The sequence below is a fragment of the Dolomitihabitans soli genome, assembly GCF_022213955.1.
Classification (GTDB): Bacteria; Actinomycetota; Actinomycetes; order Streptosporangiales; family Streptosporangiaceae; genus Streptosporangium_A; species Streptosporangium_A soli.
The window spans coordinates 105,998-128,092 of sequence record NZ_JAKNTW010000007.1 but is presented as its reverse complement, the minus strand read 5'-3'; the positions used below and the strand labels follow the sequence as shown (position 1 = coordinate 128,092).

At 72.8% G+C, this 22,095-nt stretch carries 21 protein-coding genes; 8 read left to right on the top strand and 13 right to left on the bottom strand.

What is annotated here, in order from left to right; genetic code table 11:
• Positions 1 to 9: 9 nt before the first annotated feature.
• The 5 genes from MBA17_RS16160 to MBA17_RS16140 are packed head-to-tail and all read right to left on the bottom strand — an operon-like array spanning position 10 to position 6,749.
• Positions 10 to 1,614 carry a dipeptide ABC transporter ATP-binding protein gene (locus MBA17_RS16160; protein WP_238497289.1) on the bottom strand — a complete coding sequence of 535 codons (1,605 nt, stop codon included), beginning with the start codon at positions 1,612 to 1,614 and terminating at the stop codon, positions 10 to 12.
• On the bottom strand, positions 1,611 to 2,420 hold the full coding sequence (locus MBA17_RS16155) for an ABC transporter permease (RefSeq protein ID WP_238497288.1): 810 nt from the start codon (positions 2,418 to 2,420) through the stop codon (positions 1,611 to 1,613). Before MBA17_RS16155 ends, MBA17_RS16160 begins: the two co-directional genes overlap by 4 nt.
• The gene (locus MBA17_RS16150) at positions 2,417 to 3,454 is read right to left on the bottom strand and encodes an ABC transporter permease (RefSeq protein WP_238497287.1); all 1,038 of its coding nucleotides are present in this window, start codon (positions 3,452 to 3,454) and stop codon (positions 2,417 to 2,419) included. Before MBA17_RS16150 ends, MBA17_RS16155 begins: the two co-directional genes overlap by 4 nt.
• On the bottom strand, positions 3,451 to 5,103 hold the full coding sequence (locus tag MBA17_RS16145; RefSeq protein ID WP_238497286.1) for an ABC transporter substrate-binding protein: 1,653 nt from the start codon (positions 5,101 to 5,103) through the stop codon (positions 3,451 to 3,453). The genes MBA17_RS16150 and MBA17_RS16145 overlap by 4 nt, the downstream gene beginning before the upstream one ends.
• Positions 5,104 to 5,105: 2 nt before the next feature.
• Positions 5,106 to 6,749, bottom strand: coding sequence for an ABC transporter substrate-binding protein (locus MBA17_RS16140; protein ID WP_238497285.1), 1,644 nt, complete (start codon positions 6,747 to 6,749; stop codon positions 5,106 to 5,108).
• A 152-nt stretch (positions 6,750 to 6,901) separates the two neighbouring features.
• Here MBA17_RS16140 and MBA17_RS16135 point away from each other — a divergent pair, with 152 nt between their 5' ends.
• The 6 genes from MBA17_RS16135 (at position 6,902) to MBA17_RS16110 (ending at position 13,062) form a co-directional block, all read left to right on the top strand.
• Positions 6,902 to 8,125, top strand: coding sequence for an SfnB family sulfur acquisition oxidoreductase (locus MBA17_RS16135; protein ID WP_238497284.1), 1,224 nt, complete (start codon positions 6,902 to 6,904; stop codon positions 8,123 to 8,125).
• Between the two features lie 18 nt (positions 8,126 to 8,143).
• Positions 8,144 to 9,298, top strand: coding sequence for an LLM class flavin-dependent oxidoreductase (locus MBA17_RS16130; RefSeq protein ID WP_238497283.1), 1,155 nt, complete (start codon positions 8,144 to 8,146; stop codon positions 9,296 to 9,298).
• 3 nt (positions 9,299 to 9,301) lie between these two features.
• Positions 9,302 to 10,477 carry an acyl-CoA dehydrogenase family protein gene (locus MBA17_RS16125; protein ID WP_238497282.1) on the top strand — a complete coding sequence of 392 codons (1,176 nt, stop codon included), beginning with the start codon at positions 9,302 to 9,304 and terminating at the stop codon, positions 10,475 to 10,477.
• A 64-nt stretch (positions 10,478 to 10,541) separates the two neighbouring features.
• The gene (locus MBA17_RS16120) at positions 10,542 to 11,504 is read left to right on the top strand and encodes an aliphatic sulfonate ABC transporter substrate-binding protein (protein ID WP_238497281.1); all 963 of its coding nucleotides are present in this window, start codon (positions 10,542 to 10,544) and stop codon (positions 11,502 to 11,504) included.
• Positions 11,501 to 12,340, top strand: coding sequence for an ABC transporter permease (locus tag MBA17_RS16115; RefSeq protein ID WP_238497280.1), 840 nt, complete (start codon positions 11,501 to 11,503; stop codon positions 12,338 to 12,340). The genes MBA17_RS16120 and MBA17_RS16115 overlap by 4 nt, the downstream gene beginning before the upstream one ends.
• Entirely contained in the window at positions 12,313 to 13,062 is a 750-nt protein-coding gene (locus tag MBA17_RS16110; protein WP_238497279.1) for an ABC transporter ATP-binding protein, read from the top strand. The genes MBA17_RS16115 and MBA17_RS16110 overlap by 28 nt, the downstream gene beginning before the upstream one ends.
• Before the next feature lie 69 nt (positions 13,063 to 13,131).
• Here MBA17_RS16110 and MBA17_RS16105 read toward each other — a convergent pair whose 3' ends face one another.
• Genes MBA17_RS16105 through MBA17_RS16085 form a run of 5 tightly spaced genes read right to left on the bottom strand, consistent with a single transcriptional unit; the run spans position 13,132 to position 17,186 of the window.
• Complete coding sequence (locus MBA17_RS16105; protein ID WP_238497278.1) at positions 13,132 to 13,668, bottom strand: TrmH family RNA methyltransferase; 537 nt, start codon at positions 13,666 to 13,668, stop codon at positions 13,132 to 13,134.
• A complete protein-coding gene (locus MBA17_RS16100) occupies positions 13,665 to 14,258 on the bottom strand; it encodes a class I SAM-dependent methyltransferase (RefSeq protein WP_238497277.1) in 594 nt (197 codons plus the stop codon). Before MBA17_RS16100 ends, MBA17_RS16105 begins: the two co-directional genes overlap by 4 nt.
• Before the next feature lie 21 nt (positions 14,259 to 14,279).
• Positions 14,280 to 15,227, bottom strand: a complete 948-nt coding sequence (locus MBA17_RS16095) for a VWA domain-containing protein (RefSeq protein ID WP_238497276.1) — start codon at positions 15,225 to 15,227, stop codon at positions 14,280 to 14,282.
• Positions 15,224 to 16,168, bottom strand: coding sequence for a DUF58 domain-containing protein (locus tag MBA17_RS16090; protein WP_238497275.1), 945 nt, complete (start codon positions 16,166 to 16,168; stop codon positions 15,224 to 15,226). Before MBA17_RS16090 ends, MBA17_RS16095 begins: the two co-directional genes overlap by 4 nt.
• Positions 16,169 to 16,181: 13 nt before the next feature.
• Positions 16,182 to 17,186, bottom strand: a complete 1,005-nt coding sequence (locus tag MBA17_RS16085; protein ID WP_238497274.1) for an AAA family ATPase — start codon at positions 17,184 to 17,186, stop codon at positions 16,182 to 16,184.
• Positions 17,187 to 17,315: 129 nt separating this feature from the next.
• Between MBA17_RS16085 and MBA17_RS16080 the strand changes: the two genes are divergently transcribed.
• Positions 17,316 to 18,077, top strand: coding sequence for a hypothetical protein (locus tag MBA17_RS16080; protein ID WP_238497273.1), 762 nt, complete (start codon positions 17,316 to 17,318; stop codon positions 18,075 to 18,077).
• 251 nt (positions 18,078 to 18,328) lie between these two features.
• On the opposite strand, the gene MBA17_RS16075 is transcribed toward MBA17_RS16080, so the two are convergent.
• From MBA17_RS16075 to MBA17_RS16065, 3 genes are all read right to left on the bottom strand, one after another.
• Positions 18,329 to 18,970, bottom strand: coding sequence for a response regulator transcription factor (locus MBA17_RS16075; protein WP_238497272.1), 642 nt, complete (start codon positions 18,968 to 18,970; stop codon positions 18,329 to 18,331).
• Between the two features lie 95 nt (positions 18,971 to 19,065).
• On the bottom strand, positions 19,066 to 20,295 hold the full coding sequence (locus tag MBA17_RS16070) for a sensor histidine kinase (protein WP_238497271.1): 1,230 nt from the start codon (positions 20,293 to 20,295) through the stop codon (positions 19,066 to 19,068).
• A gap of 73 nt (positions 20,296 to 20,368) precedes the next feature.
• Positions 20,369 to 20,764 carry a MerR family transcriptional regulator gene (locus tag MBA17_RS16065; protein ID WP_238497270.1) on the bottom strand — a complete coding sequence of 132 codons (396 nt, stop codon included), beginning with the start codon at positions 20,762 to 20,764 and terminating at the stop codon, positions 20,369 to 20,371.
• Between the two features lie 59 nt (positions 20,765 to 20,823).
• Here MBA17_RS16065 and MBA17_RS16060 point away from each other — a divergent pair, with 59 nt between their 5' ends.
• A complete protein-coding gene (locus tag MBA17_RS16060) occupies positions 20,824 to 22,050 on the top strand; it encodes an MFS transporter (RefSeq protein WP_238497269.1) in 1,227 nt (408 codons plus the stop codon).
• The last annotated feature ends 45 nt before the right edge of the window (positions 22,051 to 22,095 follow it).

The window sequence follows — 22,095 nt, the reverse complement described above, 5'->3', positions numbered from 1 at the left end:
GCCGCCTCCTCACGCCGTCGTCAGTCTCGGGATCGCCGCGATCAGCTCGCGGGTGTAGTGATGCTCCGGCTCGCGGAAGACCCGCTCCACCGGGCCCTGCTCGACCACCTGGCCGTCCTTCATCACCAGGACCCGGTCGCACGCGTGGTAGATCACGCCGAGGTCGTGCGAGATGAACAGGTACGCCACGCCGGTGCGCCGCTGCACGTCGTCCAGCAGGTCGAGCACCTGCGCCTGCACCGATACGTCCAGCGCGGACACCGGCTCGTCGCACACCAGCACGGCCGGCTCGGGCGCGAGCGCCCTGGCGATCGCGACCCGCTGCCGCTGCCCGCCGGACAGGTGCAGCGGCCGGCGGCGCAGGTGCCGCTCGTCCAGCCCGACCAGTTCCAGCAGCTCGACGGATCGCTCGCGGCGGCGTTCGCGCGGCACCCCTGCCACGGCGAGGGCCTCGGCGAGCACCTTGTCCACCGTGTAGCGCGGGTCGAAGGAGGCCAGCGGGTCCTGGTAGACGACCTGGATGTCGCGGCGCAGCGTGCGCGCCTCCGCCCGGCCGAGGCCGGCCCAGGCGCGGCCGCGCACCTCGACGGAGCCGGTGTCCGGCTCGGTCAGCCCGAGCGCGATCCTGGCCGTCGTCGTCTTGCCGGAGCCGGACTCGCCGACGATGCCGACGGTCTCGCCCGCGCGGAGCGTGAACGACACGTCCCGCACGGCCGCCCGCGCCACGCCGTCCGGGCCGCGGAACGACTTGCCCGCCCCGTCCACCCGGACCACGACGTCGCCCGGTTCCGGGCGGGCGAGCCGCACCGCCTCCGCCGGGCCGGACAGGCGGGTGCCCTTGGTGTGCTCGGCGGGGATCGCGGCCAGCAGCGCGCGCGTGTACGCGTGCTCGGGCGCGCGCAGCACCCGGTCGGCCGGGCCCTGCTCGACGATCCGGCCGTCCTTCATCACCGCGACCCGGTCGGCGAGCCTGGCGACCACGGCCAGGTCGTGGCTGATGATCAGCAGGGACCTGTCCTCGCTCTTGATCCGGGCCAGCAGGTCGAGCACCTGGGCCTGGATGGTCACGTCCAGCGCGGTGGTCGGCTCGTCGGCGATGATGAGCTCCGGCTCGGCGGCGATCGCGGTCGCGATCAGCGCCCGCTGCCTCAGCCCGCCGGACAGCTCATGGGGGAGCTGTCTGGCGCGCAGCTCCGGCTCTGGCACGCCCACCTCGGCGAGCAGCTCGGCGACCCGCGCCGTGCGCGCCGCGCGGGACAACCCGGTGTGCGCGGCCAGCACCTCGGCGACCTCCCGGCCGACCGGGCGCAGCGGGTCCAGGGACACCAGCGCGTCCTGGAGCACGAATCCGATCCTGCCGCCGCGGATCCGGCGCCAGGCGCGCTCGCGCATGCGGCGCAGGTCTCGTCCGGCGAAGCTCAGTTCGCCCGCCTCCACCGCCGCCCCGTCGCCGGTCAGCCCGACGAGCGTACGCGCGGTGACGCTCTTGCCCGAGCCGGACTCCCCGACCAGGGCCAGGCACTCGCCGCGGCGCACCTCGAAGCCGACACCGTCCACGACCGCGGTGCCGCCGAAGGCGACGCGCAGGTCCTCCACCTTGAGCAATGCCGTCACCAGGTCCTGCCTTCCGATCGCAGTCGAAGCGCGCGGCCGACGACGGTCACGCTGATCACGGTGAGCGTGATCGCCGCGCCCGGGAACACGCCGTACCACCAGGCGCGCGAGATGAAGGCGCGCGCGGTGGAGAGCATCGAGCCCCACTCCGGCTCCGGCGGCGGCGTGCCGAGCCCGAGGAAGCTCAGCGCCGAGCCGGCCACCAGGGCCGTGCCCACGCCGATGGTGGCCAGGATCAGCACCGGCTTGACCGCGTTGGGCAGCACGTGCCGGAACACCACGCGCGGCCCGGACAGCCCGAGCGCGCGGGCCGCCTCGACGTAGGTCGAGCGGCGGATGGACAGGGTCTGGGCGCGCACCACCCGCGCGTAGTTCGGGATGTTCGCCACGCCGATGGCGAGCACCGCGTTCGTGGTGCCGCCGCCGGCCACCGTGATCACCACCAGGGCGAGCAGCAGCTCGGGGAAGGCCAGCCCCACGTCGGAGAGCCGCATGATCAGGTTCTCCACGAACCGGTTGCCGAGCCCGGCGGCCACGCCCAGCAGCCCGCCGGCGGCCAGCGCGATCGCGATCGCGCCGAACCCGAGCAGCAGCGAGGCGCGGGTGCCGTAGACGATCCGGCTGAACACGTCCCTGCCGTTCTCGTCGGTGCCGAGCAGGTGCTCGGCGCTGGGCGGCCGGAGCGTGGCGCCGCTGTCCACCGTCAGCGGGTCCTGCCCCGTGAACAGGTACGGCAGCGCCGCGGCCAGCACCAGCAGCGCCAGTACCAGTGCGGCGAGCCAGACGCCCGGCCTGATCCTCCTCATGCGGAGCCCTCCACGGCGGTACGCGCGGCCGGCGCGGGCGCGTCGCGCAGCCGCGGGTCGATCACCAGGTAGAGCAGGTCGACCAGCAGGTTGACCAGCACGTAGATCCCTGCCGACAGCAGCACGACGCCGAGCACCACCGGCAGGTCCTTGGCGTTGACCGCGCCCAGCAGCAGCCGCCCGATACCCTGCCGGGTGAACAGCGTCTCGGTGATCACCGCGCCGCCGAGCAGCGCGCCCACCCAGTAGCCGGTCATCGTGATGAGCGGCACCAGGGCGTGCCTGAGCGCGTGCCGCAGTCGCACCGCCATGTCACCCTGCCCGCGGGTACGCGCGCTGATCACGAACGGCTCCTCCAGCACCTCCTCCAGCGCCTCGCGCAGCACATGGCCCAGCACCCCGGCGATCGGCAGCGCGAGGGCGAGCGCGGGCAGCACCAGCGACTGGAACCCGTGGCTGCCCGTCGCGGGGAACAGCCGCAGCCCGAACGAGAAGACGGTGAGCAGCAGGATGCCCAGCCAGAACGACGGGATGGAGGCGATGACCAGCTCCGAGCCCGAGGCCAGGCCGCGGACCCACCTGCGCCGCTTCGCGCTGGCGAGCGCGACCACCACCGACAGCGCCAGGGCGACGACCGCCGCGGCCGCGGCCAGCTCCAGGGTCGCGCCCGCCTGCTCGCCGATGGCCTGCGTCACCGGCGTGTGCAGCCGGTACGACGTCCCGAGGTCGCCGCGCACCACCCTGCCCAGGTGGAGCAGGTACTGGACGTACCAGGGCTCGTCCAGCCGGTACTCGCGGGTGACCTGGGCGATCACCTCGGGTGTCGGGGCCGCGTTCTCGCCGCCCACGATGGCCTGCGCCTGGTCGCCCGGGGTCAGGTGGAGCACCAGGAACGCCAGGGTGGCCGCGCCCCAGAGCACGCCCAGCCCGGTCAGCAGCCGCCAGCCGACCAGGCGCAGCGCCCCGTGCACGCCGCCGCCTTTCGCCGGCGTCGTGAGCACACGGCCGCCGCGCCCACCGGTTCGCTCGCTCACCGGTCCAGCCAGGTGTCGTAGAAGTACGGCGAGGGGTAGGCGGGGGTGAAGCTCAGCCCGCGCACCTTCTTCTGGTACGACACCGGCCGCGGGTCGTCGTAGAACGGGATGGCGGGGACGAGTTCGATCAGCCTGGCCTGGACCTGGTTGTACAGGTCGGCCTGCTCCGCCTTGTCGGTGGTCTCCCTGGCCTCCTGCACCAGCCGGTCCACCTCGGCGTCCTTCAGCCGGGCCACGTTCTGCCCGCGCCGGTCGCCGCTGGTGATGTTCTCGGAGGAGTACTGGATCCACAGCACGTCGGCGGTGTTGGTCGCCCACAGGCCCGAGCTGAGATCGTAGTCGCCGGCCAGGATGCGGTCGCTGACCTCCTGCGTCGGCGGGGTCTGGAGCTGGATGTCGATGCCCGCCCGCTTGGCCGCCGCCTGGGTCTGCACCGCGATCTGCATGCGCTGGGCGGGGAAGCTGGGGTCGATCGGGAAGTACGCGACCAGCCGCCTGCCGTCCTTGGTCCGGATGCCGTCGGCGCCCTTCGCGGTCCAGCCGGCCTCGTCGAGCAGCCGGTTCGCCGCGGCCTCGTCGTGCGTGATCGTGCCTTCCAGGCCGCGGGCGTAGTCGGGGGTGGAGGAGGTGACGAAGCCGGAGGCGACCTCGTACTGGCCGAAGGAGATGCCCTCGATGATCGCCTTGCGATCCACGGCGGCGAGCAGCGCCTGCCGTACGCGGACGTCGTCGAAGGGGGCGCGGGAGGTGTTCAGCCAGAACGACATCGGGTGGCCGGGCCGGATCGCGCTGAGGAAGCCCAGGTCCGGGTTCGCCTTGACCTCCTCGACGTGCTGCGGCGGGGTGAAGTCGATCGCGTGCACCTCGCCGGACACGAGCGCGCTGTAGCGGGTCGCGTCCTCGCCGAGGAAGCGGATCTCCAGCTTGTCGAGGTAGGCGGGCCCGGTGTGCGCGGCGCCTTTCGGCGCCCAGTCGTAGTCGGGGTTCTTGTGGTAGGTGACGCTCTGTCCCTTGGTCCACTTGTCGAGGATGAACGGGCCCGACCCGATCGGCTTCTCGCAGATCGTCTGCGGCGCCTCCTTGATCTGCTTGGGGGAGATCATGCCGAGGTAGCCCTGCGCGAGCACGTTGAGGAACGGCGAGTACGCCGAGGACAGGTGGACCTCCAGGGTGTGGTCGTCGATCACCTTGCTGTCCTCGTAGGGCGCGATGTACGAGGCCGCGAGCGGCGACTTGGTCGCCGGGTCCCGCATGTGCTCGAAGTTGGTCTTGAGCGCCACGGCGTTCCACTCCGCGCCGTCGTGGAACTTGACGCCGTGGCGCAGCTTGAAGGTGTATGTGCGGCCGCCGTCGGAGACGGCCCACGAGTCGGCCAGCCAGGACTGGATCTCGCCGCCCGGGGCGTACCAGACCAGCGAGTCCGCCACGGGCACGGTGGTGACGGGCCCGTCGGAGCTGGCGTTGCCGTGCGGATCGAGGCAGGTCGGCTCCTGCCCGTTCTCGCCGAACACCAGCGTGCCGCCGTTCCTGGGGGTGGTCGCGGTTCCGTCGGCGTCGTCGCCGCCGGAGCCGGAGCCGCAGGCGGCCAGGGTCAGCGCGGCGGCGGTTCCGGCGGCGGCCACTCGGATGGTGGTTCTCTTCAGCGTCATGTTCAGCCGATCCAGGTGTCGTAGAAGCCGACCGCGCCGTAGGCGTGGTCCCAGCCGAGGCCGCGTACCTTCTTCTGGAAGGACACGAGGCTCGGCCGGTTGTACAGCGGGATGGCGGGGGCCAGTTCGATCAGCCGGGCCTGCGCCTTGGTGTAGAGCTCCGCCCTGGCCGTCTCGTCGGTGGCCGCCCGCGCCTGGTCCAGGAATTCGTCCAGGTCGGCGTCCTGCAGCCGGGTGGTGTTCTGGCCGCGCCGCTCGGTCGTGGTGATGTTGTGGGAGGAGTACTGGATCCACAGCACGTCGGCGGTGTTGGTGGTCCAGATGCCGACGGAGATGTCGAAGTCGCCGGCCGCCGTGCGGTCGGCGGAGACCTGCGCGGTGACGTTCTCGATCTTGATCTCGATGCCGGCCTTCGCCGCCGCGGCCTGGGCCTGCACCAGGATCTGGGTGTTCTGCGGCACCGCCCCGGTGTCCAGCGCCACCGCGGTCAGCCGCTTGCCGTCCTTGGTCCGGATGCCGTCGGCGTCCTTCGCGGTCCAGCCGGCCTCGTCGAGCAGCCGGTTCGCCTCGGCCGGGTCGTAGGCGATCTTCTCGCTCAGGCCGTCGGCGTAGTCCGGGGTGGACGGGGTGACGAACCCGGTCGCCGGTTTCCACTGGCCGAAGGAGACGCTGTTCACGATGGCCGCGCGGTCGACCGCGAACGTGAACGCGGTGCGCACCTTCGGGTCCGCGAAGGGCGCGCGGGAGGTGTTGCGCCAGATGGAGAACGGGTGGCCGGGCCGGTCGACCGTGCTGAATCCGAGGTCCGGATTGGCCTTGACCTCCTCGACGTTCGACGGCGGAGTGTTGTCGATGACGTTCACCTCGCCGGACAGCAGCGCGTTGTAGCGGGTGGAGTCCTCACCGAGGAAGCGGATCTCCAGCCCGTCCAGGTAGGCCGGTCCGGTGTGCGCGGCGCCGGGGGGTCCCCAGGCGTAGCCCGGGTTTCTCCGGTAGGTGATGCTCTGCCCCTTGGCCCAGGCGCCGAAGACGAACGGGCCCGACCCGATCGGCTTCTCGCACACGCTCGCCGGGGCCTCCTTGATCTGCTTCGGCGAGACCATCGCGAGGTAGGACTGCGCGAGCACGTTGAGGAACGCCGAGTACGGCGAGGACAGGCGCACCTTCAACGTGTTCTCGTCCACGACCTCGCTGTCCTCGTACGGCGCGATGTACGACGCCGCGAGCGGCGACTTGGTCGCCGGGTCCCGCATGTGCTCCAGGTTGGCCTTGAGCCCGTCGGCGTTCCACGGCGCGCCGTCGTGGAACTTCACGCCCTCGCGCAGTTCGAAGGTGTAGGTCAGGCCGTCCTCGGAGACCGCCCAGGACGAGGCCAGCCATGGATGCAGCTTGCCCGAGGCGTCCTGCCACAGCAGCGAGTCGAAGATCGGACGGGTGACGACGGTCGTGTTGGTGGCGCTGAGCTGGTGGGGGTCGAGGCAGGCCGGCTCGTCGCCGTTCTCGCCGACCACGAGCGTGCCGCCCTTCACCGGGGGGCCGCTCGACGCGGTCGCGCCGGCGGTGTCTCCCGTGCCGCCGCAGGCGGTGAGCGCCACGAGGGCGAGGGACAGCACCGCGGCGAGCAACGGTCTTGAGGTGGTGCGCATGGTGGGCGGGGTCCTTACATCGGGGGTCGCACAGAGGCTCTTACCTGCGGGCTGACCTGGCCGGGAGCGGCGTTGTCAGCAAAGCAGATATTGCCTACCAGTTATACAGGGATTAGGGTGATCCTAACGTAACGCGCAGAACGGACACCAGTATGAGTATCGAAAGCGCACCGACCCGGGCTCCGGACCGGCCGAGCGCGCACGTGATCGCCGACGACGCCGAGGCGGTCGCCGCCGCCCGCACGCTGGCGGCGGAGTTCGCGCCCGGCGCCGCCGAGCGCGACGCCAGGAGACTGCTGCCCGTCGAGGAGCTGGAGCGGCTGTCCGCGAGCGGGCTGCTCGCGATCACCGTGCCGCGCGAGTACGGCGGCGCGGACGTGCGCGCGGAGACCCTCGCCGAGGTCATACGCCTGCTGGCCGCCGCCGACCCGAACATCGCGCAGATCCCGCAGAGCCACTTCGCCTACGTCAACGTGCTGCGCCGGCAGGGCACCCCGGAGCAGCGGACGTTCTTCTTCGCCGGGGTGCTCGCGGGCGACAGGTTCGGCAACGCGCAGTCGGAAGCCGGCACCAAGCACGTGCAGGACTACCGCACGCGGCTGATCCCCGACGGCGACGGCGGCTTTCTGCTGCGCGGCGTCAAGCACTACAGCACCGGCGCGCTGTTCGCGCACTGGATCCCGGTCCTGGCGCGCCGCGAGGACGAGACGCTGCACGTCGCGTACGTGCCGAGGGACGCCGACGGGCTCACCGTCGTCGACGACTGGGCCGGCATGGGCCAGCGGACCACGGCGAGCGGCACCGTGCGCCTCGACGATGTCCGCGTGCCCGCGAACCGTGTGGTGCCGCACCACCTCACCTTCACCGGGCCCCAGCTCCACGGCGCGGTGGCCCAGCTCATCCACGCCGCGATCGACGTGGGGATCGCGGGCGGCGCGCTGGCCGAGGCGGTGGAGTTCGTCCGGACCAAGGCGCGGCCCTGGTTCGAGAGCGGCCTGGAGAGCGCCGTCGAGGACCCGCTGTCCATCCAGCGGATCGGCGAGCTGACCGTCAAGGTGCGCGCCGCGGAGGCGCTGCTCGCCGCGGCCGGACGCGCGGTGGACGCGGCCTCGGCCGCGTTGACCGACGAATCCGCCGCCGCCGCGTCCATCGCGGTGGCCAGCGCCAAGGCGTACGTCGACCCGGTCGCGGTCGAGCTGGGCGGCGCGGTCTTCGAGCTCGGCGGCGCCCGCGCCGGCCTGGACGGGCTGAACCTGCATCGGCACTGGCGCAATGCCAGAACCCACACGCTGCACGACCCGGTCCGCTGGAAGATCCAGCACATCGGCCGCTACACGCTCAACGGACAGCTCCCGCCCCGCCACGGCCTGCTCTGATCATCTATGGGAAAGACGATGACGAACCTCACCTTTCACTGGTTCCTGCCCACCTACGGCGACAGCCGCGACGTCGTCGGCGGCGGCCACGGGCTGCCCGCCGGCGCGGCCGGCGGCGAACGCCCGGCCACGCTGGCCTACCTGCGGCAGATCGTGCACGCCGCCGAGCAGCTCGGCTTCGTCGGCGCGCTCACCCCTACCGGGGCCTGGTGCGAGGACGCGTGGCTGACCACCGCGATGCTCACCGAGACCACCGAGCGGCTGAAGTTCCTGGTCGCGTTCCGCCCCGGGCTGATCACCCCGACGCTGGCGGCGCAGATGGCCGCCACCTTCCAGCGGCACTCCGGCGGGCGGCTGCTGCTCAACGTCGTCACCGGCGGGGAGAGCCACGAGCAGCGCGCGTACGGCGACTTCCTGGACAAGGACGCCAGGTACGCCCGGAGCGGCGAGTTCCTGCACATCGTGCGGGCGCTGTGGCGCGGGGAGACCGTCGACTTCGCGGGCGAGCACCTGCGGGTCGAGGGTGCGAGGCTGAACCGGGTGCCCGACCCGGTGCCGGACGTCTACTTCGGCGGGTCCTCCCCGGCCGCGGGGCAGGTCGCGGCCCGGCACGTGGACGCGTACCTCACCTGGGGTGAGCCGCCCGCCGCGGTCGCGGAGAAGATCGCCTGGGTGGACGGGCTGGCCGCGGCCGAGGGCCGCGCGCTTCGCCAGGGCATCCGGCTGCACGTGATCACCAGGGACAGCGGCGACGAGGCGTGGGCGCAGGCCCGCAGGCTGCTCGACGGCATCGACCCGGCCACGGTGGAGAAGGTCCAGGCAGGGCTGCGCCGCAGCGAGTCGGAGGGCCAGCGGCGGATGCTCGACCTGCACGGCGGCAGCCGCGACGACCTGGAGATCTCGCCCAACCTGTGGGCCGGCGTCGGGCTGGTGCGCGGCGGCGCGGGCACCGCGCTGGTCGGCAGCCACACCGAGGTGGCCGACCGGATCGAGGAGTACGCGCGGCTCGGCATCACCGAGTTCATCATGTCCGGGCACCCGCACGTCGAGGAGGCGTACTGGTTCGGCGAAGGCGTGCTGCCCATTCTGCGCGAGCGTGGGCTCTGGCAGCACCCCGCGGCACCCGCGGCGGAGTCCGCGTCGATCCCGTTCGCGTCCACCGGGTCGAGCTGACCGATGCCGACCCGGACGACCACCGGTGTGGCCCGCCTGCTGGCCGGCGCCGAGCAGCTCCTCCCCGACCTGGCCGCGGGCGCGGCCGACCGCGAGCGGCTGCGCGACCTCCCTCACGCGCAGATCCGCGCGCTGGCGCGGGCCGGCCTGTTCACCTTCCGCATCCCGGACGAGTACGGCGGCGCGGGCTCGTCGGTGCGGGAGGTGATCCGCTTCGTCGTCGACCTCGCGGCGGCCGACTCCAACGTCGCCCAGGCGGTCCGGCCCGCGTTCGGCCGGGTGGAGGGGCTGCTCGCCGGGTCGGAGGAGGAGCGGAAGACGTGGTTTCCGCGCTTCCTGGCCGGCCATGTCTTCGGCAACGCGGGCTGGGAGACAGGCGGCGCCAACGGCGCCATCAGCTCCAGGATCACCAGGACCGGCGACCACTACACGGTCACCGGGACGAAGTACTACAGCACCGGCGCCCTGTACGCCGACTGGATCGGCACCGCCGCGCTGGGCGACGACGGCGAGAAGGTGTTCTTCACCCTCCCCCGCGACCGCGAGGGCCTGCGGCTGGCCGACGACTTCGACGGCATCGGCCAGCGGCTCACCGCCAGCGGCACCACCGAGCTGGACGGCGTCACCGTCCACCCGGAGGAGATCAGCGCCCGCGCCGCCGGGGACGGCCGCTCGCCGGTGACCCCGTTCCTGCAGCTCTACCTGGCGGCGGTGGAGGCGGGCATCGCCAGGAACGCGCTGGCCGACGCGGTGTCCTTCGCCCGCGAGCGGGCCCGGCCGATCCAGCACAGCAGCACCGGGCGTGCGGCCGCCGACCCGTACGTGCGGCACGCGGTCGGCGAGATCGCGGCGCGGGCGTACGCGGCGGAGGCCGCCGTGGATCGCGCGGCCGGCGCGATCGACCGGGCCTGGGAGGCGGGGCTGACGCAGGAGACGCTGACGACCGCGTCGATCGAGGTCGCGCAGGCGCAGTTCTTCGCGGTGGAGGCCGCACTGAAGGCCGCGGAACTGGTGTTCGACGTGGGCGGCGGATCGGCCACCGCGCGGGTGCACAACCTGGATCGGCACTGGCGCAACGCGCGCACGGTCGCCAACCACAACCCGCGCTACTGGAAGGCCGGTGTGGTCGGCGCGTACTACCTGGACGACGCCGCTCCTCCGGCGAACGGCCTGTTCTAGGCACGCTAAGCTCAGTTACCTATCTATTTGGTAGGTTTAATAGGCATAATTGAGGTGGTTGAACATGCGCACAAAGCCGCGCCATCCCCGCTCGGTCCGTGCCCTCGTCGGTGTGCTCCTCTTGCTCGCCGCGGGGACCGTCGCCTGCGGTGGAGACGACTCCGGGGCCACGGCCGACACCCCGCTGCGGATCGGCTACCAGCGGTTCGGCGGCCTTTCCCTGGTCAAGGCGCGCGAGGCGGCCCCCGGCGTCACCTGGTCGCTGTTCGAAAGCGGCCCGGCGCTGACCGAGGCGCTCAGGGCCGGCTCCATCGACCTCGGCGGCACCGGCGAGGCGCCCCCGATCTTCGCCGCCGCAGGGAAGACCGACTTCAAGCTCGTCGGGGCCTCGGAGGAGGTGCCGCAGGGCGAGGCCGTACTGGTCAAGGAGAGCAGTGGCTTCACCGGCTTCAAGGACCTCAAGGGCAAGAAGATCGGCCTGAACAAGGGTTCCAACGTCAACTGGCTGCTGGTCCGGCTGCTGGAGACGAACGGGATGACGATCGACGACGTGGATGTCAAGTACCTCAAACCGGCGGAGGGCCGTCCGGCGTTCGACAACGGGCAGATCGACGCGTGGATCATCTGGGACCCGTACTTCGCGCTCGCCGAGCGGCCCGGCGTCAAGATCCTCGTCGACGCGACCGGGCTGGCGGGCAACCGCGAGTACCTGCTCGCCGCGCCCGAGGCACTCGATGGCAAATCCGAGAAGATCAGGACATTTCTACGGACGCTGCACGAGGTCACCGCCTGGGGCATCGCCAACCCCGGGGAACGCGCGCGAGTGCTCGCCCCCGAGTTGAAGATTCCCCAGGACGTCGCCGAGCGAGCGCTGGCACGCAGCGCCAGGGCGACCGCGCCGGTCACCGCCGCGATCGGCGACGAACTGCAGCGCATCGCCGACGGGTTCACCGCGCTGCGGCTCATCCCCGGCAAGGTGGACATCAAGGGCCGCATCGACGAGAGATACAGCGAGGTCTTCCGGTGACCGCGGACGTCCGGGCGCCGGCGCTCCCGGCGGAGCGGACCAGGTCCGCCCGGGGCGACCGGCCGCGCAGGTCGCCGGGCCCGCGCCGATGGCGGCGCGCCGTCACGCCGGTGCTCATCGTCGTGCTGTGGGAGGGAGCGGCCCGGCTCGGCATCCTCCCCCCGGAGAAGCTGTCGCCGCCCAGCGACGTGCTGAGCGTCGGGCTGCGGCTCACCCTCGACGGCACCCTCGGCCTGCACCTGCTCCACTCGCTGCTGCGGGCCTTCGTCGGCCTGGCCGTCGGCGGCGTCCTCGGCCTCGCCCTCGGCGCCCTGGCGGGCCTCATCCGGCTCGGCGACGACCTCGTGGACCCGACCGTGCAGATGGCCAGGATGCTGCCGCACCTCGGCCTCGTCCCGCTGCTGCTCATCTGGGTGGGCATCGGCGAGCCCCTGAAGATCTCCCTGGTCGCCCTCGGCGCGTTCTTCCCCATCTACCTGAACACCTACACCGGCATCCGCGGCATCGACGAGCGATTGGTGGAGGCCGCCCGGACCTGCGGCCTGTCGGCGGCGGCCCGGGTGCGCCACGTGGTGCTGCCGGGCGCCCTGCCCTCGCTGTTCCTGGGAGTACGGCTCGCCTTCGGCGCCGGCTGGCTCAGCCTCGTGGTCGGCGAGCAGGTCAACGCCGAGACCGGGATCGGATTCCTGATGATGGAGGCCCGCGACTTCAGCCAGACCGACGTGGTGGTGCTGGGCCTGCTCATCTACGCACTGCTCGGCATGCTGTCCGACTTCGGGCTGCGCGTGGCGGAAAGGAGGGCCCTGGCATGGCGGCAAGGGCTGCAGGCGAGTTGACCACCGGCCTCGCCGATCCGGTGGTCACCGCCACCCGGATCCTGCGCGCCTTCGGTGACCAGACGGTCCTCGACGGTGTCGACCTGCGGATCGGCCGGGGCGAGGTGGTGGCCCTGCTCGGCGGCAGCGGCTCGGGCAAGAGCACACTGCTGCGCATCCTGGCCGGGCTGGACTCCGGGGCCACCGGCGAGGTGAGCACCAGAGGCCGTACGGGGGTCGTGTTCCAGGAGCACCGGCTGCTGCCGTGGAAACGCGTCACCGACAACATCGCGCTCGGCCTGCGCGGCTCCGATGTCCCCGGACGGACGGCCGCCGCGCTCGCCGAGGTCGGCCTCGCCGACCGTGGCCGCGCCTGGCCGGCGGAGCTGTCCGGCGGTCAGGCGCAGCGGGTCGCCCTGGCCAGGGCCCTCGTCAGGGAGCCCGACATCCTGCTGCTCGACGAGCCCTTCGCGGCCCTGGACGCGCTCAACCGGCTGCGGATGCAGGCGCTGTTCGGCCGGTTGCGCGCCGAGCACGGCTTCGCCGCGCTCCTGGTCACCCACGACGTGGACGAAGCCCTGCTCCTCGCCGACCGCACTCTCGTCCTGGAGGACGGCCGCATCGTCGAGGACACCGCCGTCACCCTGCCCCACCCCCGCGCCGCCGACCACCCGGGTTTCGGCGACCTGCGCCGCAACCTGCTCACCCGGCTGCGCGTCCCGACGAGCCCGGACGAGTCCTGACCCCCTGGGTGCTCATCCAGGCGCCGGGCAGATGCCATCTGCCCGGTCAGCCGTCGGTGACCGTTCGGGTCACTGCGCGGTCCACTCCTGGCGTCGCGCCTCGGCCAGCGCGATGGCGGCCGCCACCGCGACGTTGACCGACCCGACCCGGCCCACCTGCGGGATGTAGCAGACCCCGTCGACGGCGTCGAGCAGCGCGGGGGAGCAGCCGTGGTCCTCGCTGCCCACCACCAGGCACACGGAGCCGGTCAGCCGAGCCTCGTGCAGCGGCACGGCGTCGCCGGTGAGCTCCACGGCCAGCACGGTGAACCCGTCGTCCTTCGCCGCCTGTACGGCCTGCACGGCGGGCACGGGGTCCTTCCACGCGACCAGCCGGTCGGTGCCCAGGGCGGTCTTCTGCGCCTTGGCGTTGGTCGGCGGCGTGGAGTTGCCGGCCAGCCAGATGTGGTCGACGCCGAACGCGGCGGCGGTGCGGAAGATGGAGCCGACGTTGAACGGGCCGGTCACCGACTCCAGGATCAGGGCGAGCCGGTTCTCCGTGGAGCGGCGCCAGGTGCGGTTGAGCCGCTTGACGTCGGTCGGTCGCAACTGCCTGCGGGTGCTCAACGGGCCTCCACCTTCAGAATCCGGTAGGACGACCTGGACGCCGCGCGGGTCGTCGGCCAGCCCTGGTCGGTCAGCCAGCGTTGCAGCGAGTCGGAGCCCAGGTGCTTCTGCACCACCAGGTAGGCGGTGCCGTCGGGGGTGAGCCTGGACAGCCAGCGGGTCAGCATCTCGTGCAGCGCGGGCTTGCCGATCCGGATGGCCGGGTTGGACCAGATGGCCCGGAACCGGATCTCTGGCGGCACCTCGTCCACATGCACTGACCTTACTTTGTCAAGGGCGGCGGTCCGGGCGTTCGCCTCGCACAGCTCCAGCGACCTGCGGTTGACGTCCACCGCCCACACCGTCGCCCGCGGCGCCCGGGTGGCCATGGTCAGCGCGATCGGACCGTAACCGCAGCCCAGGTCGAGCAGGTCGCCCTCGGCGGGCGGCGGCGGCACGCTCTCCAGCAGCACCCTGGTGCCCTGGTCGACCCGCTCGGGGGAGAACATCCCGCTGTCCGTACGCAACCGCAGGTGCAGGTCGGGTAGGACGAGGGTGACCGTGCCCGGCCTGCTCTCGGCCTCCGGGCGCTCCTGGAAGTAATGTGCCACGGACACCGACGTTACCAACGTCTAGGGCAGCCGCGAGCCGAGCACCATGGCCGCGGCGCCGACGAGCAGCCCGACCAGCACCCCGCCGACGACGAACCACTGCCCGACCTCCTGGTGCACCACCTTGTAGCCCAGCGACGTGCCGATCTGCTCATAGACCTCGCGGAGCTGGGTGCCGGACTCGGCGGAGTAGGCCCGGCCGCCGGTGCCGTCCGACAGCGACTGCAGGGTCGCCTTGTTCACCGGCACCTGCACCGGGCGCCCGTCGATCGTCACGGTGCCCTCCTGCGTGCCGTACGCGATGGTGGAGACCGGCACCCGTGACTCCAGGGCTGCCTCCACGGCCTCGCTCACCTGCCGGCCCGAGGTGTTGTCGCCGTCGGACAGCAGCACGATGGCGGCCGGCGGCGGATCGGTCACGGCCCGCTGGTCGAAGGAGCGGATGGAGTCGAGGGAGTTGAAGACGGCCTCGCCGATGGCGGTGCCCGGCCGGGTGGTCAGGTTGCCGATCGCCGTGACGACCGCCAGGTGGTCGGTGGTGGGGGAGATGACCACGGCGGCGGACCTGGCGAAGGAGACCAGGCCGACGTTGAACCGTTCGGGCAGGTCCTGGACGAACTTCTGGGCCGCCGCCTTGGCCGCGCGGATCCGGTTCGGCGGCACGTCGCCGGCGTCCATGGACAGCGAGATGTCCAGCGCGATCATGATCGTGGCGCGGTCGCGGGGCACCCGCACCGCGTCGGCTGGGCGCGCGGCGGCCAGCACCATCAGCGCCAGCATCAGCAGGAACAGCGCCGGCGCCACGTGCCGCCGCCACCCGGGCGCCGACGGCGCGACCAGCGTGAGCAACGGCAGGTTGGTGAAACGCACGGCGTAGCGGCGCCGGGCGAACTGGACCGCCACGTAGGCGCCGGCCAGCAGCGCCAGCGCGGCGAACAGCCACAACCAGACGGGCGAGAGGAAGGTCATTTCGCTCCTGAGGTCGGGTGGCGGTGGGTCAGATGGGCCATCCGGCGCTGCCGCAGCACGAACTGCGCCACGTCGAACACCCAGTCACGGTCGGTCCGCAGCACCAGGTGCGCCACGCCGCTGCGGCGCAGCGCCACTTTGGTCCCCTCCCGTTGCAGTGCCGCAGCCGCCGCGTAGTCGGCGCGCACCTTGGGAGACAGGTGGATCTCGCGGGTGCGGCCGGTCTCCGGGTCGGTGAGGGTCAGCATCCCCACCGCCGGGAGCTCCAGCTCACGCGGGTCGATGACCTCGACCGCGAGGACCTGGTGACGGGCGGCGAGGCGCCGGATGGGCCGCTCCCACGGGCGTTCCACGCCGGGGTCGAGCGTGGGGGAGTCGTCGATGAAGTCGGAGACGACGACCCGCATGCCCCGTCTGCGCCTGGCGGAGGCGAGGACGTCGATGCCCTCGCCCAGGGTGGGCCGGTCGGGCGCGGGCCGGGCGCGGGGGGCGTCCATCAGCGAGTGCAGCAGGCCGTACAGGGCGGGCCTGCCCGCGCGGGCGGGCATCCGGTGCAGGTGGGACTCGTGCAGCACGTAGGCGCCGAACCGGTCGCCGACCCGCCCGGCCAGGAACCCGATGGCGCCGACCGCGGCCACCACCAGGTCGCGCTTCTCCATCTCGGCGGTGCCGAAGTCCATGCTCGGAGACAGGTCGGCCAGCGCCCACGTCTCCAGCTCCCGGTCGGCGATCAGGTCCCGCACGTGCGGGACGGTGGTGCGGGCGGTGACCGCCCAGTCCATCCGCCGTACGTCGTCCTCGCCCGGGACGTAGACGCGGCTGTCGCCCATCTCGCTGCCGGGGCCCGGCAGCAGCCCCTGGTGCGCGCCCTGGAGCATCCCGTCGAGCCGGCGCACGATCGTCAGCTCCAGCCGCCGCAGCGCCTGCTCGGCCGTGTTCATCGCGCCCGCCCGCTCATCTCTGCGCCTGGTTCCACACCACGAGCGGCGGGGGGACGGCGGCGAGGATCTGCCTGACCACGTCGTCGGCGTCGACGCCGTCGGCCAGCGCGTCGAAGGTGAGCATCAGGCGGTGCCCCATCACGTCGACGGCCACGTCGCGCACGTCGTCGGGCAGCAGATAGTCGCGTCCGCGCAGCAGCGCCAGCGCCCGGCCCGCGGAGACCAGGCCGAGCGTCGCCCTGGGGCTCACCCCGATCTCCACGATGTCGGCCAGCTCGGGCATGCCGTACTCGTGCGGCCTGCGGGTGGTCATCACCAGCCGGACCACGTAGTCGGCGACGAGCTGGTGCACCGACACCTGCTCGGCGAGATCCTGCAGGGAGGAGAGCCGCTCGGGGTCGAGCACCGGCTGGGGGGTGGGCGGCCTGACGCTCATCCGGTGCAGGATCTCCAGCTCCTCCTGCGCGTCGGGATGCCGCACCCTGACCTTGAACAGGAACCGGTCGCGCTGCACCTCGGGCAGCGGGTAGACGCCCTCCGACTCGATCGGGTTCTGGGTGGCGAGCACCACGAACGGCCTGGGCAGCGGATGCGTCTCCCCCGCCAGCGTCACCTGCCGCTCGGCCATCACCTCCAGCAACGCCGACTGGACCTTCGCGGGAGCCCGGTTGATCTCGTCGGCGAGCAGGAAGTTGACGAACACCGGCCCGAGCTCGACGTCGAAACGCTCGCTGGAGGGATGGAAGACGCGGGTCCCGACGATGTCGCTGGGCACCAGGTCGGGCGTGAACTGGATGCGGGCGAAGCTGCCGCCCACCACGGTGGCCAGCGTCGAGGCGGCCAGTGTCTTGGCGACCCCGGGCACGCCCTCCAGCAGGCAGTGGCCGCGGGCCAGCAATGCGACGAGCAGCCGCTCGACCATGTGCTCCTGCCCGACGATGACCCGCCTGACCTCGGCCAGGGCCTGGCGCAACACCTCGGCGTCGGTACCGCTCGGAACTTCTTCGGCGACGGTCATCTGCGATGCGGCGCGCTCCGCCGTACGGTGGCGCGCGCCTCTCCTTTCGCTCGCTGACGAGACTGGGTTCCCCTGTGGTTGTTATTCCACCAAACGTGCGGGCAACCTGCGTCGGACGGGTGTGCTTTCATGATTGATGTGGCCAGCCCGCTTCAGCACGGAGACCCGCCCCAACTGGGGCCCTTCGTCATGCAGGCACGCCTCCGGGCGGGCCCTGCCGGGCTGGTCTACCTGGCGCAGGCCCCCGACGGCCGTGCGGTGTCGATCGCGCTGCTGACCAAGGGCGCGGCCTTCGACGCGGCGGCCCGCCAGCGGTTCGTGGCCGCGATCCGCGACTCGGCGCCCGAGCGCGGCGTGCGCGGCTGGGTGTCGCGGCGTACGGCGCGCGGGCGCACCCCGCTGCCGGATTCGATGCCGCCGGTCGTCGCGATGGACGTCGGGCCCGCGCCGTGGGTCGCCACGCCGTACGCGCACGGGCGGCCGGGCGCCGAGCGGTTCCTGGAGCCGGTGCTGGTCAGCGGCACCCTGATCGGGGAGAGGCACGGCCCCGACTTCGTGCCCTTCTGGGTCGGCGACCGGATTCCCGCCCTGCCCGCGCCGCCGCTGCCCAAGCCGCCGCCCACCGAGACCAAACGGGCCGTCGTCGTGGCCGGGGCGGTGCTCGCGCTGATGCTGTCGCTGCTGACCGTGGTGGCGTTGCTGGTCTTCGGCCGGTCGGAGGACCTCCGGCAGCCGCCCAGGCCGCTGCCGGCCACCGTGTTCGTGCCGACGCCGCCGCCGATCCCGATGACCCCCGTCCCGCAGGACCCCACCCCGACCCCGTCGCCGGGGGAGACCGGTCCCGGCACGCCCGCGCCCGACGGCGACCAGGGCGGCGGCGAGGACATCTGAGCCGGTCACGGGGGTGCCGCGGGTCGCGCGACGGCGGGCGCCGGTAGCAGCGTCACGCCGCGCCGCGTCTTCCGCGCGGCCGGTCACCGGGGTGCCGTGAAGCGCGCCGCGGCGGGTGTCCGCTTGTCGATCGGCGTCACGCCGCGCCGCGTCTTCCGTACGGCCGGTCACCGGGGTGTCGTGAAGCGCGCCGCGGTGGGTGTCCGCTTGTCGATCGGCGTCACGCCGGGCCGCGTCTTCCGTACGGCCGGTCACCGGGGTGACACGAAGCCGGATTCGAAGGCGGTGATGACCGCCTGGGTGCGGTCCCGGGCGGCGAGCTTGTCCAGCACGTTGCCGACGTGCGTCTTGACCGTCTCCTGGCCGACGACCAGCTCGGTGGCGATCTCCCCGTTGGACAGGCCGCGGGCCATCAGTTTCAGCACCTCGCCCTCGCGGGCGGTGAGCCTGCCGATGCCCGCCGCCGGCCTGCTGTGCCCGCCACGCGCCACCAGGGCGCGGATCGCCTCGGGGAACAGCAGCGAGTCCCCGTCCGCCACCAGTTTGACGGCGCTCACCAGTTCCTCGGGCCGGGTCCGCTTGAGCAGGAAGCCGCTCGCTCCCGCCCGCAGCGCCTCGTAGACGTAGTCGTCGTTCTCGAACGTGGTGACCACGATGATCTTGGGTGGGTCCGGCATGGCGACCAGCCTGCGGGTGGCCTGGATGCCGTCCACGGCGGGCATCCGCACGTCCATCAGCACCACGTCGGGTCGTGTCTCCCGCACGACCGGCACCACTCGCGCCCCGTCGGACGCCTCGCCCACCACCTGGAGGCCGGGTTCGGAGTCCACGATGATCCGCAGCCCCGCCCTGATCAGATCCTCGTCGTCGGCGATCACCACACGCACGGTCATGCCCAGGACGGTACCGTTCCCGGCCGTGCGGGAAGCACACGGCGCCGGTGGTCAGGAGTGCAGCGGCAGTCGTACGGGGTACGTGGCGCCGGTGGTCAGGCGTGCAGCGGCAGCCGTACGTGGACCAGCCAGTGCTCCTCCTCGGCGCCCGCGCGCAGCTCACCGCCCAGCAGGGTGACCCGTTCGCGCATTCCCGCCAGCCCCCGGCCGCCGCTCCTGGCCGGTGACTCCCGCCGCGTGACCGGGTTGCGCACGGAGATCTCCAGATGGTCCGCGTCGACGATGACGGACAAACTGGCCGGGCCGTCGCCGTGCCGGATCGCGTTGGTGAGGGATTCCTGGACGATGCGGTAGCCCTCGCGGGAGATCGGCGGGGACAGGGCGTCCAGCTCGCCGCGGACCGTCGCGTCGGCGCCCGCCGGGCCGGTCAGCTCGGCCAGGTCGGCCAGCGACCGCCCGGTGGCCCGCGGCGCTTCGGGACCTCCTGCGCCGTTCTCCTCGCGGAGCACGCCGAGGACGTGGTCCAGCTCCTCGAGGGCGCCGCGGGCCTGCCGCTCGATGGCCGCCAGCGCCTGCCGTACGGCGGGCGGGTCGCGGTCGAGGATCCGGTTCGCGGCACCCGCCTGCACGGTGACCACGCTGAGGGCGTGTCCCACCGAGTCGTGCAGCTCGCGGGCGAGCCGGTTGCGGGCGGCCAGGTCGCGCGCCCGCTCCTCCGCGGCCGCGAGCCGGTCGCCGGCCGAGGGGCCGAGCAGCCTGGGCGCGGACCAGGCGAGCAGGCGGCCGACGCCGGCGACCAGCTGGACGAGCGCGAACGCGGAGGCCACCGCCGCGGGGAGCGCCCACACGTCGCTCCACCAAGCGGGGAGCAGGGCCGCGGCCGGCGCATCGACGCCGTCGAAGAAGGGCAGCGCGACCAGCCAGATCACGAACGGGATCACGGCGAGGGTGATCGCGGCCAGCATTCCGCCCAGCCCCAGATGCAGCGTGAACCAGGCCGCCGTCCGCCGCCGCTCCGCCCACGTGCGTCGCGCCGTCGCCGGCAGCGGGCCGATCTCCGCGCCGAGCAGCCCGCGGGCCGCCGTGATCTCCAGGGCGCGGACCGGCAGGACCAGCCCGGTGAGCGCCACCAGCGGCAGCACGCACACGAAGACGAGCGGCTGCATCAGGGCGAGCAGGCTCCCGTCCTGCGGAACCGCCCGCAGGATCCCGGCCACCACCGCCCCGGCCATCATGTACGGCATCAGCAGCGCGCCGCCCAGGATCAGGCACGCCCAGCGCAGGTAGGTGTCCCGGCTGGTCAGCGGGGCGAGCAGACGACGCATGACTCCGATCCTGCCAGCCGGGGCCACCAGGTCGCCTCCCCCTGGAAGGGGATCGGCCGGCATCCCAGCCGGATCACGTCTGCCCAGTCGGCGGGCCAGGTGGCGCCCCGGGCTGGACGACGGCGAGGTAGGCGTGGATGGCGTCGCGGTTGCGGGCCAGGCAGTCGATGCGCTGCTGGATCCGCTCGGCTTCACCGCGGAGCAACGCGGCGGTCTCCGGGGTCAGGCACTCCGGGTGGAGGTGGATCTCGTCCGGCTTGTTCAGGAACGGCAGGATCCTGCGGATGATCTCGGTGGTCAGGCCGGAGTCGAGCAGCCCACGGATCTGCTGGACCCGGTAGACCGCCGGCTCGCCGTAGACGCGGTAGCCGTTGCCGGTCCGTTCGGGGTGCAGGAGGTCCTGCTCCTCGTAATAGCGCAGCATCCGGGTGGGGACACCGGTTCGCCGGGACAGCTCGCCGATCCTCATCGTGCTCCTCGGACAGCACAGTTGCCTTCACATTGATGTGAACGTTTCACCATGGTCGCATGTCGAACACATCGGCTGCCAAGGCCGCCGCTCCGCCTGCCGCCGCGACGGCGAGACTACCGCTGTGGGGGCTGCTGGCCCTGTTCACGGCGGCGTTCACCGCCGTGCTGACCGAACTGCTCCCAGCCGGCCTGCTGCCGCTGATGAGCGCGGATCTGCACGTGCCGGAAGGGAGCGTCGGATTCCTGGTGACGGGCTACGCGGCCGCCTCCGTGCTCGCCGCGATCCCCCTCACCGCCGCGCTGCGCGGGGTGCCCCGCCGTACGGTGCTGATCGGGGTGCTCGCCTGCTTCGCGCTCGTCAACGCGGTCACCGCCCTGTCCTCCTCCTACCCGCTGACCTTCGCGGCCCGGGTGCTCGCGGGCGCGGCGGGCGGCACGCTGTGGGCGATGCTCGCGGGCTACGCGGCCCGGATGGTCCCGGCCGCGCGCCGCGGCCGTGCCATCGCCATCGTCCTGGCGGGGATCACCGTCGCGCTCTCCCTGGGCATCCCCGCCGGTACGGCGACGGCCACCGCCTTCGGCTGGCGCGCGGCCTTCGCCGTGCCGGCCGTGCTGGCGGTGGTCCTGGTGGCCTGGGTGCGCTGGAAGGTCCCGGATTTCCCCGGCGAACCGGCGGCCGCGCGTGTCCCGCTGCGCCGGATCGGCGTCCGGCCCGGCATTCGCCCGGTGCTGGTCGTCACCCTGGTCCTGCTGCTGGGCCACCAGGTGATGTACACCTACATGTCGCCCGTCGCCGGGCGGGCCGGCTTCGGCCAGGCGGGTCTGGTCCTGTTCGTGTTCGGAGCCGCCACGGTCGCCGGGATCTCGCTCGTCGGCGTCCTCGCCGACCGCCACCTGCGGGGGTCACTGCTGGGCGCGACGGCCCTGATCGCGGCCGCGATGCTCGTCCTGGGGCTCGCCGGCGACGTCCCGGTGGTTCTGCTGGTCGCGGTCGCCCTGTGGGGCGCCGCCTTCGGGGGAGCGCCCACGCTGCTGCAGACCGCACTGGTCGACGCCGCCGGGCCGGGCGACGCGGACGTGGCGACCTCCCTGCAGGCGACCGTCTACAACATCGGCATCGCCGCCGGGTCGCTGACCGGCGGCGTCATCCTGGAGAGCGCCGGAACCGGAGCCCTGCCCTGGGTCGCGCTGCCCCTGGTCGCCGCCGCCCTCGCCGCCGTCACCGCGGCCCGCCGCCACGCCTTCCCCGCGCGCCGCCCGATCGGAGCCGCCGACCTGTCATAGCGGCCCGGACGGCAGGCGGCCCGGACGTCCCCGGTACCCTTCGGT

What these genes read in the sequence shown, in the direction of transcription:
- MBA17_RS16140 (WP_238497285.1), bottom strand. Translation starts at nt 6,749, where the DNA reads ATGCGCACCACCTCAAGACCGTTGCTCGCCGCGGTGCTGTCCCTCGCC.
- MBA17_RS16070 (WP_238497271.1), bottom strand. Translation starts at nt 20,295, where the DNA reads ATGCGTCGTCTGCTCGCCCCGCTGACCAGCCGGGACACCTACCTGCGC.
- MBA17_RS16120 (WP_238497281.1), top strand. Translation starts at nt 10,542, where the DNA reads ATGCGCACAAAGCCGCGCCATCCCCGCTCGGTCCGTGCCCTCGTCGGT.
- MBA17_RS16130 (WP_238497283.1), top strand. Translation starts at nt 8,144, where the DNA reads ATGACGAACCTCACCTTTCACTGGTTCCTGCCCACCTACGGCGACAGC.
- MBA17_RS16145 (WP_238497286.1), bottom strand. Translation starts at nt 5,103, where the DNA reads ATGACGCTGAAGAGAACCACCATCCGAGTGGCCGCCGCCGGAACCGCC.
- MBA17_RS16075 (WP_238497272.1), bottom strand. Translation starts at nt 18,970, where the DNA reads ATGACCGTGCGTGTGGTGATCGCCGACGACGAGGATCTGATCAGGGCG.
- MBA17_RS16065 (WP_238497270.1), bottom strand. Translation starts at nt 20,764, where the DNA reads ATGAGGATCGGCGAGCTGTCCCGGCGAACCGGTGTCCCCACCCGGATG.
- MBA17_RS16110 (WP_238497279.1), top strand. Translation starts at nt 12,313, where the DNA reads ATGGCGGCAAGGGCTGCAGGCGAGTTGACCACCGGCCTCGCCGATCCG.
- MBA17_RS16095 (WP_238497276.1), bottom strand. Translation starts at nt 15,227, where the DNA reads ATGACCTTCCTCTCGCCCGTCTGGTTGTGGCTGTTCGCCGCGCTGGCG.
- MBA17_RS16060 (WP_238497269.1), top strand. Translation starts at nt 20,824, where the DNA reads ATGTCGAACACATCGGCTGCCAAGGCCGCCGCTCCGCCTGCCGCCGCG.
- MBA17_RS16155 (WP_238497288.1), bottom strand. Translation starts at nt 2,420, where the DNA reads ATGAGGAGGATCAGGCCGGGCGTCTGGCTCGCCGCACTGGTACTGGCG.
- MBA17_RS16080 (WP_238497273.1), top strand. Translation starts at nt 17,316, where the DNA reads ATGATTGATGTGGCCAGCCCGCTTCAGCACGGAGACCCGCCCCAACTG.
- MBA17_RS16090 (WP_238497275.1), bottom strand. Translation starts at nt 16,168, where the DNA reads ATGAACACGGCCGAGCAGGCGCTGCGGCGGCTGGAGCTGACGATCGTG.
- MBA17_RS16135 (WP_238497284.1), top strand. Translation starts at nt 6,902, where the DNA reads ATGAGTATCGAAAGCGCACCGACCCGGGCTCCGGACCGGCCGAGCGCG.
- MBA17_RS16125 (WP_238497282.1), top strand. Translation starts at nt 9,302, where the DNA reads ATGCCGACCCGGACGACCACCGGTGTGGCCCGCCTGCTGGCCGGCGCC.
- MBA17_RS16085 (WP_238497274.1), bottom strand. Translation starts at nt 17,186, where the DNA reads ATGACCGTCGCCGAAGAAGTTCCGAGCGGTACCGACGCCGAGGTGTTG.